16 protein-coding genes and 1 pseudogene are annotated in these 15,372 nt (G+C 64.7%); 10 read left to right on the forward strand and 7 right to left on the reverse strand.

Features of this window, described 5'->3' with window-relative positions; translation table 11 throughout:
* Window positions 1–78: 78 nt before the first annotated feature.
* A complete protein-coding gene (locus tag GW587_RS23955; RefSeq protein ID WP_166107349.1) occupies window positions 79–741 on the forward strand; it encodes a GntR family transcriptional regulator in 663 nt (220 codons plus the stop codon).
* A 15-nt stretch (window positions 742–756) separates the two neighbouring features.
* Here GW587_RS23955 and GW587_RS23960 read toward each other — a convergent pair whose 3' ends face one another.
* On the reverse strand, window positions 757–1,209 hold the full coding sequence (locus GW587_RS23960) for an RrF2 family transcriptional regulator (protein WP_166107351.1): 453 nt from the start codon (window positions 1,207–1,209) through the stop codon (window positions 757–759).
* A gap of 104 nt (window positions 1,210–1,313) precedes the next feature.
* On the opposite strand from GW587_RS23960, the gene GW587_RS23965 reads away from it, so the two are divergent.
* Window positions 1,314–1,574 carry a hypothetical protein gene (locus tag GW587_RS23965; RefSeq protein WP_166107353.1) on the forward strand — a complete coding sequence of 87 codons (261 nt, stop codon included), beginning with the start codon at window positions 1,314–1,316 and terminating at the stop codon, window positions 1,572–1,574.
* Window positions 1,575–1,589: 15 nt separating this feature from the next.
* On the opposite strand, the gene GW587_RS23970 is transcribed toward GW587_RS23965, so the two are convergent.
* Window positions 1,590–2,771 carry a multidrug effflux MFS transporter gene (locus GW587_RS23970; protein ID WP_166107355.1) on the reverse strand — a complete coding sequence of 394 codons (1,182 nt, stop codon included), beginning with the start codon at window positions 2,769–2,771 and terminating at the stop codon, window positions 1,590–1,592.
* 149 nt (window positions 2,772–2,920) lie between these two features.
* On the opposite strand from GW587_RS23970, the gene epsC reads away from it, so the two are divergent.
* Both epsC and GW587_RS23980 read left to right on the forward strand, forming a co-directional pair.
* Complete coding sequence (gene epsC, locus GW587_RS23975) at window positions 2,921–3,844, forward strand: serine O-acetyltransferase EpsC (RefSeq protein WP_166107356.1); 924 nt, start codon at window positions 2,921–2,923, stop codon at window positions 3,842–3,844.
* 72 nt (window positions 3,845–3,916) lie between these two features.
* Window positions 3,917–4,975: an MBL fold metallo-hydrolase gene (locus tag GW587_RS23980; RefSeq protein WP_166107358.1), complete on the forward strand. Its 1,059-nt coding sequence runs from the start codon at window positions 3,917–3,919 to the stop codon at window positions 4,973–4,975.
* Here the strand turns inward: GW587_RS23980 and GW587_RS23985 are convergent.
* The 5 genes and pseudogenes from GW587_RS23985 to GW587_RS24005 all read right to left on the reverse strand — a co-directional run bounded on the left by GW587_RS23985 (window position 4,972) and on the right by GW587_RS24005 (window position 9,982).
* The gene (locus GW587_RS23985; protein ID WP_166107360.1) at window positions 4,972–6,282 is read right to left on the reverse strand and encodes an LLM class flavin-dependent oxidoreductase; all 1,311 of its coding nucleotides are present in this window, start codon (window positions 6,280–6,282) and stop codon (window positions 4,972–4,974) included. The two genes, GW587_RS23980 and GW587_RS23985, sit on opposite strands and share 4 nt — an antisense overlap.
* Window positions 6,282–7,127: a MetQ/NlpA family ABC transporter substrate-binding protein gene (locus tag GW587_RS23990; protein ID WP_166107362.1), complete on the reverse strand. Its 846-nt coding sequence runs from the start codon at window positions 7,125–7,127 to the stop codon at window positions 6,282–6,284. The genes GW587_RS23985 and GW587_RS23990 overlap by 1 nt, the downstream gene beginning before the upstream one ends.
* Window positions 7,128–7,138: 11 nt before the next feature.
* Complete coding sequence (locus GW587_RS23995) at window positions 7,139–7,831, reverse strand: methionine ABC transporter permease (RefSeq protein WP_166107364.1); 693 nt, start codon at window positions 7,829–7,831, stop codon at window positions 7,139–7,141.
* Window positions 7,832–8,042: 211 nt separating this feature from the next.
* A pseudogene (locus GW587_RS24000) lies at window positions 8,043–8,786 on the reverse strand (methionine ABC transporter ATP-binding protein); the annotation flags it as partial.
* Entirely contained in the window at window positions 8,786–9,982 is a 1,197-nt protein-coding gene (locus GW587_RS24005; RefSeq protein ID WP_166107365.1) for an acyl-CoA dehydrogenase family protein, read from the reverse strand. The gene GW587_RS24005 and the pseudogene GW587_RS24000, both read right to left, overlap by 1 nt.
* 192 nt (window positions 9,983–10,174) lie before the next feature.
* Between GW587_RS24005 and ssuE the strand changes: the two genes are divergently transcribed.
* The 6 genes from ssuE to GW587_RS24035 all read left to right on the forward strand — a co-directional run bounded on the left by ssuE (window position 10,175) and on the right by GW587_RS24035 (window position 15,300).
* Window positions 10,175–10,765 carry an NADPH-dependent FMN reductase gene (ssuE, locus tag GW587_RS24010; RefSeq protein ID WP_166107366.1) on the forward strand — a complete coding sequence of 197 codons (591 nt, stop codon included), beginning with the start codon at window positions 10,175–10,177 and terminating at the stop codon, window positions 10,763–10,765.
* A gap of 10 nt (window positions 10,766–10,775) precedes the next feature.
* Entirely contained in the window at window positions 10,776–11,732 is a 957-nt protein-coding gene (locus GW587_RS24015; RefSeq protein WP_166107367.1) for a sulfonate ABC transporter substrate-binding protein, read from the forward strand.
* 10 nt (window positions 11,733–11,742) lie between these two features.
* Window positions 11,743–12,891: an FMNH2-dependent alkanesulfonate monooxygenase gene (gene ssuD / locus GW587_RS24020; RefSeq protein ID WP_166107368.1), complete on the forward strand. Its 1,149-nt coding sequence runs from the start codon at window positions 11,743–11,745 to the stop codon at window positions 12,889–12,891.
* A 1-nt stretch (window position 12,892) separates the two neighbouring features.
* Window positions 12,893–13,666, forward strand: coding sequence for an aliphatic sulfonate ABC transporter permease SsuC (ssuC, locus tag GW587_RS24025; protein ID WP_166107370.1), 774 nt, complete (start codon window positions 12,893–12,895; stop codon window positions 13,664–13,666).
* Window positions 13,667–13,675: 9 nt separating this feature from the next.
* Window positions 13,676–14,500, forward strand: coding sequence for an ATP-binding cassette domain-containing protein (locus GW587_RS24030; protein WP_166107371.1), 825 nt, complete (start codon window positions 13,676–13,678; stop codon window positions 14,498–14,500).
* 233 nt (window positions 14,501–14,733) lie between these two features.
* Window positions 14,734–15,300, forward strand: a complete 567-nt coding sequence (locus tag GW587_RS24035) for a YceI family protein (protein WP_166107373.1) — start codon at window positions 14,734–14,736, stop codon at window positions 15,298–15,300.
* Window positions 15,301–15,372: the final 72 nt, after the last annotated feature.

Consider the following 15,372-nt stretch of genomic DNA (forward strand, 5'->3'; position numbering starts at 1 on the left):
GTATACAAGAATATCCGCCTTGAATACATTGTCAAGTGAAATATAATGGAGCCAGACTGACACAAGGCCTCGAACACCATGACCACGCACTCCGCCACGCTGCGCGAAGAAATTGAAGAAATGATCGCCGTCGGCACGCTCAAGCCGGGTCAGCATCTGGACGAGACCGAGCTGGCGACGCGCTTCGGCGTCTCGCGCACGCCGATCCGCGAGACGCTGATCCAGCTGTCGTCGATGGGTTTGGTGGTGATCCGGCCGCGTCGCGGCGCCATCGTCGCCGAGCTGGGGCCGCAGCAGCTGGTGGAGATGTTCGAGGTGATGTCGGAACTGGAAGCGACCTGCGGCCGGCTGGCGGCGCGGCGCATGACGGCGGAGGAGCAGAAGGCTTTACTGGCGGCGCACCAGGCCTGCCAGGAAGCGCTGGACGCGCAGGAGCCGGACGCGTACTACTACAAGAACGAAGTGTTCCACGAGGCGATCTACGCAGGGAGCCACAATCAATTCCTGATCGAGCAGACGCGCAATCTGTACCGGCGTCTGCGGCCCTACCGCAGGCTGCAACTGCGGGTGCGCAACCGCCTGGCCAATTCGTACAACGAACATGACGGCGTGGTGCAAGCGATCGTCAACGGCGACAGCGAACTGGCCGGCCGCCTGCTGCGCGAGCACGTGATGATCCAGGGGCAGCGCTTCTCGGACTTGATGGCGTCGCTGCCGCAGCTGACGCAGGATGCGGCGTAGCGACCTTGAGATAGTCTAGTGGTTCGCCGCGTTGCGCATGATGCGGATCGGCTTCAGCGAGGAGGCTTCGGCGGGCAGCATGTCTTGCAGGGTTTGATTGTCCAGCACCGCCAGGAAGGCGGCGGTGGCGTCGTTGAGCGTGTGTTTCAAGCGGCAGTCGGCCGTCAGCGGGCAGGTGTCGGTGGCGCGGTCGAAGCACTCGGCCATGAAAAAATCGGTCTCGGTCGCGCGCACCAAGGCGCCGATGTTGATGTCCTTGGGCTCCTTGGCCAGACGCAGCCCGCCGTTACGGCCGCGCACCGTCTCCACCAGGCCGGACAAACCGAGCTGGTAGACCACCTTCATCAGGTGGTTCTTCGAAATCACATGCATGTCGGCGATATCCTGGATGGTGACCAGGCGATCCCGATTCGCCGCCAGGAACAGCAGCGTGCGCAGCGAGTAATCGGTAAATGAGGTCAAGCGCATGAGGTAGGTCTTTAGAGCGATTTAATTCGCCATTCTACATGTTATGTTGCGTACCGACTTTGCAGCCGTCTTGCCGCAGAATGTGGCTTCATCATGGAGGAATTATGGATAACGAAGATACCCGCCGCCAGTTCATCAGCGATTTATGGCAGCGTTTCGAACAGCTGCAAGCCTGGGCCGAGGAGAATTGGCCCGACAAGGAACATCCCCTGTCGAGCGCCGACTTCGTCGAATCGCGCAAGGAGATACTGGGCTTGCGCAATCCGTCGCAAGCGCCCGGCAAGGCCTTGAACGCGAAAGGCGAGCCGGAACCGGAGCAGGGCGGGGCGCAGTACGAAAACATGAACCCGACGCCCTGGCCTTGATGGCTTGGTGCCGGCTTAGTGAACGCGCGGCTTGCCGGTCTGCGCCAGCAGCCAGGCGATCACGCTCAGCACCAGGCTGGCCAGCACGCCCCAGGCCAGGTTCAAGGCGCTGTCGAACAGCAGCGGCGCCACCAGTCCCGACACCAGCGCGAACAACAGCATCTGGATAAAGGACTGCATCGACGCCGCCAGGCCGCTGTTGTTCGGGAAGTACTCCAGCGCGATCAGCGTCAGCGGCGTCATGGCCAGCGCCAGGCCGAAGGAGTAGATAAACAGCGGCATCACCGCCCACGGCACGGCGGCCACGAAGAAGAAGTTGTAGGTGACGTTGATCACGCCGGCCGAAATCATCACCGCGAAGCCGGTCCACACCTGCGCCGGGCGCGAGAACTTGTGGGCGAATTTGCCCGACAGCGCCGAACCGATCACCATGCCGCTGATCAGCGGCACGAACATCCACGCGAACGCCGTCTCCGGCAGGTGCAGGATGTTCATCACGAAGTAGGCGGCCGAGCCGATATACAGCGCCACGCCGGCGAAGCACATGCCGACCGCGATCGCCAGCAGCAGGAACTGGTGGTGGCCCAGCACCTTCCAATAATTTTTAGCGATCACGCCAAGGTGGAAGGGATGACGGTCCTTGACCGCCAGGCTTTCCGGCAGCGCGCGGTACACGGCGACGAACATCAGCACGCCGAAGGCGCTGAGGAACCAGAAGATCGAACGCCAGCCGAAACTGACCTGCAGCCAGCCGCCCAGCACCGGCGCGATCGCCGGCGCCAGGCCGAACACCATCATGATATGCGACAGGATCTTCTGCGCGGCGGCGCCGGAGAAGCGGTCCTGCACGATCGCGCGGCCCACCACCGAGCCGGCGCCCGCGGCCAGGCCCTGCACGATGCGGCAGGCCAGCAGCACCCCGATCGACGGCGCCAGCGCCGCCACCACCGAGGCCACCACGTACAGCACCAGCGACACCAGGATCACCGGGCGGCGGCCGAAGGAGTCCGACAGCGTCCCGTAGAACAGCATCATGAACGCGAAGCAGAACAGGAACATGCTCAGGGTTTGCTGGATCAGCAGCGGGCTGGCATCGAAGGTCAGGGCGATGGACGGGAAGGAGGGCAGATAGGTATCGATGGCCAGCGGACCGACCATCGACAGGCCGGCCAGCAGCAGTGTCAGCAAAATATTCATGAAAGGCGTATTGTTCTTAGTTGGACCCGGCATTTTACGCGATATGCGCTTGCTGCATATCGAAGGCTGAAATCATTCTTTCGTTTTGACGGGATGGCTGATTAAGCTCCAGCATGGGCGAAAGCGCCCGCGATTTTATTCGAGACACTATGACGATAGATACATTTGATGGAACCGGCGTCAAGCCGTCGCACTGGAATTTGGCCAGCGTGATCGAGCAGCTGCGCGTATCGCGCGAAGCGACGCACAACATCCGCCACCACGGCAAAGTGCGCGAACTGCCATCGCGCGAGGCGCTGACGATCATCGTCAACGGCCTGTCGGCGGTGCTGTTCCCGACCCACTACGGGCGGCCCAACCTGACCGACGAAAGCATCGACTTCTTCGTCGGCGACACCCTGAACACCACGCTGAACCGGCTCACCGAGCAGGTGCGGCGCGGCCTGCAGTTCTCGGCCGAGGGCGCGGTCATTGACGAAGAAGCCCTGACGCAGCAGGCGCACGGCATCACGCGCGAATTCGCCGCCGGCCTTCCGGCGATCCGCGCCTTGCTGGTGTCGGACGTGCAGGCCGCGTTTTCCGGCGATCCGGCGGCGACGTCGGTGGCGGAGATCATGCTGTGCTACCCGGGCACCATCGCCATCCTGTACTACCGGCTGGCGCACAGCCTGCACCGACTGGGCTCGCCGTTCCTGGCGCGGCTGATCTCGGACATCGGCCACTCGCTGACCGGAATCGACATCCACCCGGGCGCGCAGATCGGCGGCAGCTTCTTCATCGACCACGGCACGGGCGTGGTGATCGGCGAGACCGCGATCATCGGCCAGGGCGTGCGGCTGTACCAGCACGTCACCCTGGGCGCCAAACGCTTCCCGGCCGACGAAAAGGGCGCGTTGATCAAGGGCGTGCCACGGCATCCGGTGGTGGAGGACGACGTCGTCATCTACGCCGGCGCGACGATATTGGGCCGGATCACCATCGGCGCCGGCTCCACCATCGGCGGCAACGTGTGGCTGACGCAAAGCGTCCCACCGGGCAGCAGCGTGTCGCAGGCGCAGATGCGCAACGACTGATGGCTTATGTGATTTCCGCATAAGCATATTCGTTTGGTATCATAAGGGGATTCCACGACTGTTTGCTTAGCCATGATTTTCCGCCAGTTATTTGATGCCGCCTCGTCCACCTACACCTACCTGCTGGGAGACGGCGGCGAAGCGTTGCTGATCGACCCCGTGTACGAACAGGCACCGCGCGACATGGCGCTGTTGCAGGAGCTGGGCCTGCGCCTGATCGCCACGCTGGACACGCACGTGCATGCCGACCACGTCACCGGCGCCTGGCGCTTGCGGCAGAGCTGCGGCAGCCGCATCGCGCTGGCCGAAGTGGTGGGCGCCGACCTGGCCGACCGGCCGCTGAAGCACGGCGACCGGATCGACTTCGGCGGGCGTCACTTGAGCGTACGCGCGACGCCGGGCCACACCAGCGGATGCCTGACCTATGTGCTGGACGACGAGAGCATGGCCTTCACCGGCGACAGCCTGCTGATACGCGGCTGCGGCCGCACCGACTTCCAGGGCGGCAGTCCGCAGCAGTTGTTCGCCTCGGTGCGCGGCCAGATCCTGACGCTGCCCGACGACTGCCTGCTGTATCCGGCGCACGACTATCGCGGCATCACCGTCACCAGCGTGGCCGAGGAGCGCCGCTTCAACCCGCGCCTGGGCGGCGACGTGGACGAAGGCGACTTCACCGGCCATATGAACAACCTGCACCTGCCGCATCCGAAGTTGATGGCGGTGGCGGTGCCGGCCAACCTGCGCTGCGGCCGTCCGGAGGGCGACGCGCCGGCGCCCGAAGCGCCGTCGTGGGCGCCGCTGACCTTGCGCTTCAGCGGCGTGTGGGAAATCGAACCGATGGCGTTGCTGGAGCATGCAGCCAAGGTGCAGATCGTGGACGTGCGCGAGGCGCCGGAATTCATCGACGGCCTGGGGCATCTGCCGGGTGCGATGCTGGTGCCGCTGTCGCAGCTGATGGAGCGCATCGGCGAACTGGATCGCGAGCGGCCGGTGGTGGCTGTATGCCGTTCCGGCGTGCGCTCGGCGCAGGCCAGCGTGCTGCTGACCAAGGCCGGCTTCCCGCAAGTCGCGAACCTGGCCGGCGGCATGCTGCGCTGGCGTTTTGAATCGCTGCCGGTGGCGTGCGACTAAGTTCGGCGGCTGCGGCCGAAGAGTTTTTCGCGCAGCGTGCCGGCCGTGTAGTCCTTGCGGTAGCGGCCGCGCCGTTGTAGCTCGGGCACGATCAGCTCCACCACGTCGCGCATGCTTTCGTGCGCCACCGCGAAGGCCAGGTTGAAACCGTCGATGCCGGTTTCGTCCTGCCAGGCCTCCAGCTGATCCGCCACCTGCGCCGGATCGCCCACCAGCACCGGCCCGCGCCCACCAAGACCGATGAATTCAGCCGCCTCGCGCACCGTCCACTTGCGATTCGGGTCGGCCTGGCTGAACGACGCCAGCGCCGATCGGCCGGCGTCGGAGTCGATGTATTCGATCGTGGCGTCCAGCGCGAACTGGCTGAAGTCGACGCCGGTCCAGCCAGACAACAACGCCAGCGCGGCTTCGATGTCGATGTGGCGGCGGTACTCCTCATGCTTGGCGCGCGCCTCCGCCTCGGTCGGCGCGGTGATGATCAAGGCTTGTGCGTAGATGATCAGCCTCTCGCTGCCCACCGCGCGCAGGTCGTCGACGTACTTCTTCACCACCTTCTTGCTAGGCCCGCTGACGAAAGTACATTCCGCATGCCTGGCGGCGAATGCCGTGCCGCGCGGCGAGGTGCCGGCCTGGTACAGCACCGGCGTGCGCTGCGGCGAGGGCTCGCACAAGTGGAAGCCGGGCACCTTGTAGTAGCGGCCTTCGTGGTTGATCGGATGGACCTTGGCCGGATCGGCGTAGATGCCGCGCTCCTTGTCATTGACCACGGCGTCGTCTTCCCAGCTCTGCTCCCACAGCTTGTAGACCACTTCCATGTATTCGTCGGCCAGATCGTAGCGCTCGTCGTGGCTCAGCTGCCGGTCCAGGCCAAGATTGCGCGCGGCGCTATCGAGATAGCCGGTGACGATGTTCCAGCCGATGCGGCCGCGCGTCAGGTGATCCAGCGTCGAGATGCGGCGCGCGAAGGTGTACGGATGCTCGTAGGTCAGCGCGCAGGTGACGCCGAAGCCGAGATGCGTGGTGACCTGCGACATGATAGGGATCACCGCCAGCGGGTCGTTCAGCGGCGCTTGCACCGCGTGCTTCAGCGCCGCGTCGGCGCTGCCTTGGTAGACGTCGTAGGCGCCCAGCACGTCGGCGAGGAAGATGGCGTCGAAGCGGCCGGCTTCCAGCAACCGCGCCAGTTCGGTCCAGTGATCGGGATCGGTGTAGCGGTGGCCGGTGTCGCGCGGGTGGGTCCACAATCCCGGCGACTGGTGGCTCACCGTGTTCATTTGAAAGGCGTTGAAGCGGATTTGCTTGCTCATTACTTGGCTGCGGTCTTGGCTGGGCCGCCGGCTTCCAGCGCGAGCTGGTCGTCGGTCTTGGCGTAGTCGGCGAAGCGCTTGTTGGTGATGTCGAGGAATTCGCGCGAGCGGTAAGCTGCGGCGATGTCCTTGGCGAACTGCTTGTCCTTGTCGGCGGTGCGCACCGCCACCAGGTTGACGTAGTTCGGCGAGATCTTCTCGCGCAGCAGCGAGTCCTTCAGTTTCAGACCCGAGGCCAGCGCGTAGTTACCGTTGACGAAGGAGTAGTCGGTGTCCTGCAAGGAGCGCGGCAACTGCGCGGCTTCCAGCGGAATCAGCTTGATCTTCCTGATGTTGGCGGCGATGTCTTTTTCCGATGCGCGCAGCGGGTCGACCTTGTCTTTCAACTTGATCCAGCCCAGTTGATCCAGCAGCACCAGCGCGCGCGCCTGGTTGGTCGGGTCGTTCGGCAGCGCGACGGTGGTGCCTTCCTTGGCGTCGTTCAGCGTCTTGTGCTTTTGGCTGTAGATGGCGATCGGCGCGGTCGGGATCTGTACCAGGTCGGTCAGCGCGAGCTTGTGGTCGGCCGAGAATTTCTTCAGATAGATGATGTGCTGGAACACGTTAGCGTCCAGCGAGCCTTCGGCCAGCGCGAAGTTGGGCTGGATGTAGTCGTTGAACTCGACCAGCTTGACCTTGTAGCCCTGTTTTTCCAGGATAGGCTTGATGCCCAGCTTGATCTGGTCGGCGTAGGGGCCGGCGCTGGTGCCGATCACCAGTTCCTTCGGATCCTTGGCGTGGGCCGGCGCGGCGAGGCCGAGGCCGACGGTGAGTGCGGCGAGCAGCAGGTTGCGGCGTGCGTTCATGGTTTTCCTTGTTAGCGTTTGTCGATGCGTTTGGCGATGCGGTTGCCGGTGAACTGGATCAGTTGCACCATGATGATCAGGATGGCGACCGTGGCGACCATGATGTCGGTTTCGAAGCGGTAGTAGCCGTAACGGATGGCGAGGTCGCCGATGCCGCCGCCGCCCACCACGCCGGCCACGGCGGAGTAGGAAAGGAAGCTGATCGACAGCACGGTCAGCGCCAGCACCAGGCCGGAGCGGGCTTCCACCAGTAGCACACGCAGGACGATCTGCAATTCCGATGCGCCCATGGCGTGGGCAGCTTCGATCACGCCGCGCGGTATTTCACGCAAGTTCTGTTCGACCATGCGGGCGAAGTAGGGGATGGCGGCGAACGACAGCGGCACGGCGGCGGCCAGCGGGCCGATCGAGGTGCCGGCGATGATGCGGGTGAACGGCACCAGCGCCACCAGCAGGATGATGAACGGGAACGAGCGGACGGTGTTGACGAACCAGCCCAGCACCAGCGCGGCGGGGCGGTTTTGCAGCGATTGGCCATCGGCGACCAGGAACAGCACGATGCCGAGCGGGCCGCCGATCAGCACTGCGGCCGAGAGGCCGATGCCGAGCATGGTCAGCGTCTGGCCGAGCGCGACCCACATCTCCGGCAGCATGGCGATGATGCTGTTGAGCGAGGCGCCCAGCGTGGAGAGGAGTTCAGACATGGATCGCCTCCAGGATGGTGGCGTTAGTGACGCCAGCGGCGGCGGCCGGGGCCGCGATATCGGCACCGGCGTCTGCGGTCGCGACGCGGGCAGCCGGCGTGTTCGCGGACGCGGCGTGGTCGGGCGAGCCGTGAGCGGCGGCCGGGCCGGTGCCAGGGGCGGCGCTGGCGTTGGTGTCGGCCGGGCGAGCGGCGATGCCGCGTACCGCCGCGCCATGCTGCGCCAGTTCGCGGCCCAGCGCGGTCTTGCGTGGCGCGGCGAGGCTGGCGTCGTCGTCGAGGGCGAATTGTTCGGCGATGGCGCCGTCTTCGATCACGGCGACGCGGTTGCAGATCTCGCCGATCACCGACAGCTCATGGCTGACGATCACGATCGTCACGCCCAGCCGCCGGTTGATATCGCGCAGCGTGGCGAGCAGCGCGCGCGTGGTCTCGGCGTCCAGTGCCGATGTCGGCTCGTCGCACAACATCACCGCCGGCCTGCTGGCCAGCGCGCGGGCGATGGCGACACGCTGTTTCTGGCCGCCCGACAGCTGCGCCGGGTAGCTGTCGGCCTTGCCGTTCAACTCCACCAGCTCCAGGCATTCGGTGACGCGCGCGGCGATCTGCTGCGGGTGCATACCGCCATGTATGCGCAGCGGGAAGGCGACATTGTCGAACACGCTGGCGTTCTGCAGCAGATTAAACTGCTGGAAGATCATGCCGATATGGCGCCGCGCGTCGCGCAAGGCGTTCTTGGACAGCGACGTCAGTTGACTGCCGTCGACGCTGACTTCGCCGCTGTCCGGCCGCTCCAGCAGATTAATCAGCCGCAGCAACGTGGATTTGCCGGCGCCGCTCTTGCCGATCAGGCCGAAGATATCGCCCTGGTTCACTTGCAGCGAAACCTCGCGCACGGCGTGGAAATCGCCCCAGGATTTGCTGGCGCGGTCGATTTGGATCAAAGGGTTCGTCATCAGGAATAAGCCGTAGGTTCAGGCAAAGCGCCATCGAGCGCATAGCGCCCCAGGTCGCGGATCTTGTAGTCCACCGGATCGTGCAAGGTGTGCACGCGGACGTTGCGCCAGAAACGGTCGTAGCCGAATTTTGCGGAGGTCGAACGCGCGCCGGTCAACTCGAACATCTCATTGCTGATGTCGACGCCGGCCGTGTGCGCGAGCACCTTGGCCTCGGCCACGGCGACGGCAAGCTCGCCGCGTTGGCGCGCGCTGACGTCCGCGCCCAATCGGAACAGGCGCTCCAGCTGCTGCGCCGCATGATCCGCCAGCACCACGGCCGGCCGCAGCTTGAGCCACAGCTTGCCGAAGCGATGCTGCACCAGCGGATCCGCTCCGGCCGACGCCACGCCGGACGCGAACCACGGCCGCGCTTCATTGGCGATGTAGTCGCGCGCCGCCTCGAACGCGCCTTCGCCGATGCCGAGGTAGAGATTGGCCATGATCAGCTGCGCCACCTGCGAGCGCAGCGTCGCTTGCGCCGTCGGCGTGTGTCCTGGCGCTTGCAGCACCTGCGTCGACGGCAGCGCGACCTGGTCGAAATGCACATTGCCACTGTCGGTCTGGCGCTGACCGAAGGCGTCCCAATCCGCCTGCACCGTCACGCCGTGCTGGCGCGTCGGCAGCACGCCGATCAAGGCGCTCTGCGTTTCGGCATGCCACGCCGAGATGGTCAGCCAGTCCGAGCCCACCGAACCGGATGAAAAACTCTTGACGCCGTCGAGCTGGAAACCATCGTCGGCGTCGGTGGCGGTGGTGCGCTTGTCCAGCGGATTGAGCGCGTTGCCCCAGAACAGATTCTGCTCGACGGTCTGCGTCAGGAAGCGCCGCTGCTGTTGCGGGCTGCCGTACAGCTGGATGCCCGCCAGTTGCAAATGATGGAAGCCGAAGACGTGCGCCAGCGCGCTGTCGGCGCGGGCTAAGGTGCGGATGACCTGATACACGGTCGGCCAATCGGCGCCCTGGCCGCCGAATTCTTCGGGGATCGACAAGGCGAGCAGTCCGGATTCGCGGATCCACTCGCGTTCCCGCGCCGCGTGGCCGCCGGCCTGGTCGCGCTCATTGGCGGTGGCGGCGAGCCGCCGCGCCAGTTCGGCGGCGACGACAAGAGGATCGGGCGCGCTGTTGCGCGCCGTTTTAAGCAAAGCTGTAGACATGGTATGTCCGTTATAAGGTTCGGTGTTTTTAGTATTGCATCCAGCCCCAAACGTCGTACACGAAGAAATCCGCGTATTCATATATGAAAACCACATGCTAAGGAATCCGCATATCAAAGCGTAAAACAATTCGTTCTGATTTCAACCGTGCGGATTTATTCTGGTCGCCACCAATAAAACAGGGGATCGACCATGACCATACTTCTGCTAGGCGGCAGTCCCGCAGCAACTTCGAGCACCGGACGCTTGCTGGACCATGTCGGCGACAAGCTGTCGGCGCTTGGCCACCACCACCGGAAGCTGCAAGTGCGCGACCTGCCTGCGACGGCGCTGCTTCACGGGGATTGCTCCGACCTGGCGGTCAAGCGCGCGCTGGGCGCCGTGGCCGAAGCGGAAGCCATCGTCATCGCCACCCCCATCTACAAGGCTTCCTACACCGGCATCCTGAAAGCCTTCCTCGACCTGCTGCCGCAAGACGGCCTGGCGGGCAAGCTGGTGCTGCCGCTGGCCACCGGCGGCAGCCAGTCGCACATGCTGGCGCTGGACTATGCGCTGCGCCCGGTGCTGCACGCGCTCGACGCGCGCCAGGTGCTGACCAGTATCTACGCCACTTCGCAGCAGCTGATCTGGAACGACGTCACCGGCTTGACCCTGGACCCGGCCATCGGCTGGCGCGTCCAGGCCGGCGTCGAGGACTTGTCGACCTGCCTGAACGCCTTGAACCACCGCATCGACGATGCGACCTACGTTGCGCCGGCACAGCCGGTCCGCCTTGCTCGATAAGGGAACACAAATGAGCATCGATCAGAAACGCGCGGCACGCCGTTACACCCTGGGATTCCTGTTCGCCGCCGGCGTGATGGCGGCCACCGCGTCCGCCCCGGTTACGGCGCAGGTCAAGCAGGAGGTGCGCATCGGCTATCAGAAATACGGCACGCTGACTTTGCTGAAGGGACGCGGCACGCTGGAGCAGCGCCTGGCCGCCAGGAACATCAGCGTCAAATGGACCGAATTCCCGGCCGGCCCGCAGCTGCTGGAAGGCCTGAACGTCGGCAGCATCGACTTCGGCACCGTCGGCGAAGCGCCGCCGATCTTCGCGCAAGCCGCCGGCGCCAACCTGGTCTACGTCGGCAACGAGCCGCCGTCGCCGGCCAGTGAGGCGATCGTGGTGCCGAAGAGCTCCGCCATCCGCACCCTGGCGGAGCTGAAGGGCAAGCGCGTGGCGCTGAACAAAGGCTCCAACGTCCACTACCTGCTGCTCAAGGCGCTGGAGAAGGCGGGCATCAGCTACGCTGACATCCAGCCCATCTTCCTGCCGCCGGCCGACGCCCGCGCCGCTTTCGAGCGCGGCAGCGTCGACGCGTGGGCGATCTGGGATCCTTTCCTGGCCGCCGCCGAGAGGCAACTGGGCGCGCGCGTGCTGGCCGACGGCAAAGGGCTGGTGGCGAACCACCAGTTCTACCTGGCTGCGCGTCCCTACGCCGAGAAGAACCGGGAGATCGTCAACATCGTCCTGGAGGAAATCGCCAAGGTCGATGAATGGGGCGAGAAGAATCCGAAAGAGGTCGCCGGCATCTTGTCGGCGCAAACCGGTCTTGAGGTGGACGTGGTGGCCCTGGCCGCTTCGCGCTACTCCTACGGCGTCAAGCCGATCACCGCGCAGGTGCTGGACCAGCAGCAGAAAGTGGCGGACGCCTTCTCCAGTTTGAAACTGATCCCGAAAAATATCGTGGTCAAGACCGCGCAATAAAGGAAGCATCATGTCGTTGAATATTTTCTGGTTTATTCCCACCCACGGCGACAGCCGTTACCTCGGCACCTCCAAGGGCGCACGCCCGGTCGATGCCGACTACCTGAAACAGGTCGCGGTGGCAGCCGACACGCTGGGCTACGACGGCGTGCTGCTGCCGACCGGCCGCTCCTGCGAGGATGCGTGGGTGGTGGCCTCGTCGCTGATCAGCGTGACGCAGAAGCTGAAGTTCCTGGTGGCGATCCGCCCTGGCCTGACCACGCCTGGACTGGCGGTGCGCATGGCGTCGACCTTCGACCGGTTGTCGAACGGGCGCCTGCTGATCAACGTCGTCACCGGCGGCGACCAGGGCGAGCTGGAGGCGGACGGCCTGTTCGCCGACCACGCCAAGCGCTACGAGATTTCGGATGAATTCATCCGCATCTGGCGCGCGTCGCTGGCGGGCGAGGGCGGCGACGCCGGTTTCGATTTCGAGGGCAAGCATATCCAGGTCAAAGGCTCCAAGACCCTGTACCCGCCGGTGCAGAAGCCGTATCCGCCGCTGTACTTCGGCGGCTCGTCGGAGCCGGCGCACTCGCTGGCGGCCGAGCAGATGGACGTCTACCTGACCTGGGGCGAGCCGCCGGCCGCCGTCGCCGAAAAGATCGCCGACATTCGCGCGCGTGCCGCCAAGCTTGGCCGCACGGTGAAGTTCGGCATCCGCCTGCACGTGATCGTCCGCGAGACCAACGAAGCCGCATGGCGCGCCGCCGATGAACTGATCTCGCACCTGGACGACGAGGTGATCGCCAAGGCGCAGAAGGCCTTCGCCAAGATGGATTCGGTGGGCCAGCAGCGCATGGCCGCCCTGCACGGCGGTAATCGCGACAAGCTGGAAGTGTCGCCCAACCTGTGGGCCGGCGTGGGCCTGGTGCGCGGCGGCGCGGGCACGGCGCTGGTCGGCGATGCGGAAACGGTGTATGCACGCATCAAGGAATACGCGGACCTGGGCATCGAGACCTTCATCTTCTCCGGCTATCCGCACCTGGAGGAATCTTATCGCTTCGCCGAGCTGGTGTTCCCGCTGCTGGGCAAGGGCAAGGATCACGGCGAGCAGTCGCTGAGCGGTCCGTTCGGCGAGATCATGGCCAGCGACATCCTGCCGAAGAAGGCGGCCTGACATGAGCAGCAAAGCCAACGCGCGCCCCAGCGCCTGGACGCCGTGGATTCTGCCGGTGCTGCTGATCGCCGGCTGGCAGGCGGCTTCGCAACTGGGCTTGCTGTCGAGCCGCATCCTGCCGGAGCCGTGGGCCGTGGCCAGGGCCTTCTGGACGCTGGCCGTGTCGGGCGAGCTGTGGGTGCATCTGCGCACCAGCCTTTGGCGCGCGATCAGCGGCTTCGCCATCGGCGCCGGCCTTGGCCTGCTGCTTGGCCTGTTGACCGGCAGCTTCCGCCGCGCCGAGACGCTGCTCGACACCACCTTGCAGATGGTGCGCAACATCCCGGCGCTGGCGCTGATACCGTTGGTGATCCTGTGGTTCGGCATCGACGAGACGGCGAAACTGTTCCTGCTGGCGGTGGGCGTGTTCTTCCCGGTCTACCTGAACACCTTCCACGGCATCCGCTCCGCTGACCAGGGCCTGATCGAGATGGCGCGCAGCTACGGCCTGTCCGGCTGGCCGCTGTACCGCGACGTGATCCTGCCGGCGGCGTTGCCGTCGATCCTGGTCGGTGTGCGCTTTTCGCTCGGCCTGGTATGGGTGCTGCTGATCGTGGCCGAGACCATCTCGGCGCAGGCGGGCATTGGTTACATGACGATGAACGCGCGCGAGTTCCTGCAGACCGACGTGGTGCTGGTCGGGATCCTGCTCTACGCCTTGCTGGGAAAACTGGCCGACCTGCTGTCGCGCGGGATGGAGAAGCATTTCCTGCGCTGGAATCCCGCTTACCGTTAAGGAGCTCTGATGCATATATCGACGACTTTATTTGATGCCGGCGCCTTGCCGCGCGAGGGCGGCACCTGGACCAAAGGAACGGCGCCGGCAAAGCGCCAGGGCGTCTCCGTGGCGTTGGAAGGCCTGACCAAATCCTTCGGCGCGCGCACCGTGCTGCACGACGTGAAGCTGGAGTTGAACGCCGGCGAGTTCGTCGCCGTGGTCGGACGCAGCGGATGCGGCAAGAGCACGCTGCTGCGCGCCATCGCCGGGCTGGAGACGGCGGAGCAGGGCAGCATCGCCATCGGCGGCGGCGTGGGCAAGATCGCGGCCAGCGTCCGCATCATGTTCCAGGAGGCGCGCCTGCTGCCGTGGAAATCGGTGCTGGACAACGTGGCGATCGGCATGCCGCGCTCGTTGAACGCGGCGGCGGCGACGCTGGCGACGGTCGGCCTGGCCGATCGCGCCGACGACTGGCCGGCCGAACTGTCCGGCGGCCAGCGGCAGCGCGTGGCATTGGCGCGCGCCTTGCTGCACGAGCCGGAACTGCTGCTGCTGGACGAGCCGCTCGGCGCTCTTGATGCGCTGACCCGGATCGAGATGCAGCAGTTGATCGAATCGCTGTGGCAGGCGCGCGGCTTCACCGCCGTGCTGGTGACGCACGATGTGCAGGAGGCCATCGCGCTGGCCGACCGCGTGGTGCTGATCGAGGACGGCCGCATCACGCTGGACCTGAAGGTCGATCTGCCGCGTCCCCGCGCGCGCGGCAGCGTGGCGTTCGCGTCGCTGGAACAGCGCCTGTTGGGGCATATCCTGAATCATCCGCCGGCACCGGCCATCGCCGCCGCCGCATAATCCCTCGCGTTGCGGGCCGACACACCCTGCCGGGTAGGTCGGCCACCCGTCTTTAGCCAGATCCCCCATTTCTTGCCACTCCGCTACCATTGCGACATCGCGTTGATGCGTGCTTGGCTTTATGATCGATTTTATCGATAGTAAGGCGGTAAATTTTTCGTTTTACAACTTTAAGTGTCGCGAGCATAATCGGTCCCACTCGAACACATTGTTCCCAACTCCTGGAGTTCTAAATGAAAAAAATCTTTGCCCTGCTGATCGCCGCTGGTATCTCGATGTCCGCCTTCGCCGCACCGGAAAACTTCACGTCTGACGACAACCATACGTTCTCCAGCTTCAGCTACAGCCACTTCGGCTACTCGAACCAGACCAGCCGCTTCAACAGCACCAAGGCCAAGATCTCCATCGACCGCGCCGCCAAGACCGGTTCGGTTGAAGCCACCATCGACACCAAATCGGTCGATACCGGTTCGAAGCTGTTCGACCAGCACATCCAGGGCGAAGACTTCCTGGACACCGCCAAGTTCGGCACCGCCACCTACAAGTCGACCAAGTTCAACTTCGACGGCGACAAGCTGGCATCGATCGACGGCAACCTGACCCTGAAAGGCGTCACCAAGCCAGTCAAGCTGGTCGTGACCCAGTTCCACTGCGCCGACCACCCGATGATGAAGAAACTGGCTTGCGGCGCGAACGCCACCGCCAGCATCAAGCGCACCGAATTCAACGCCGGTAAATATGCACCATACGTAGGCGACGACGTCACTCTGACCTTCGCTATCGAATCGATCAAGGACTAATCGCGGATTGAGCCCGTCTCAATTCCGTTAGCCTCTGATGTGGGCCGGCGCGGGAATATTTTCCGCGCCGGC

The sequence above is a fragment of the Duganella aceris genome (assembly GCF_011090165.1).
Lineage (GTDB): Bacteria > Pseudomonadota > Gammaproteobacteria > Burkholderiales > Burkholderiaceae_D > Rugamonas > Rugamonas aceris.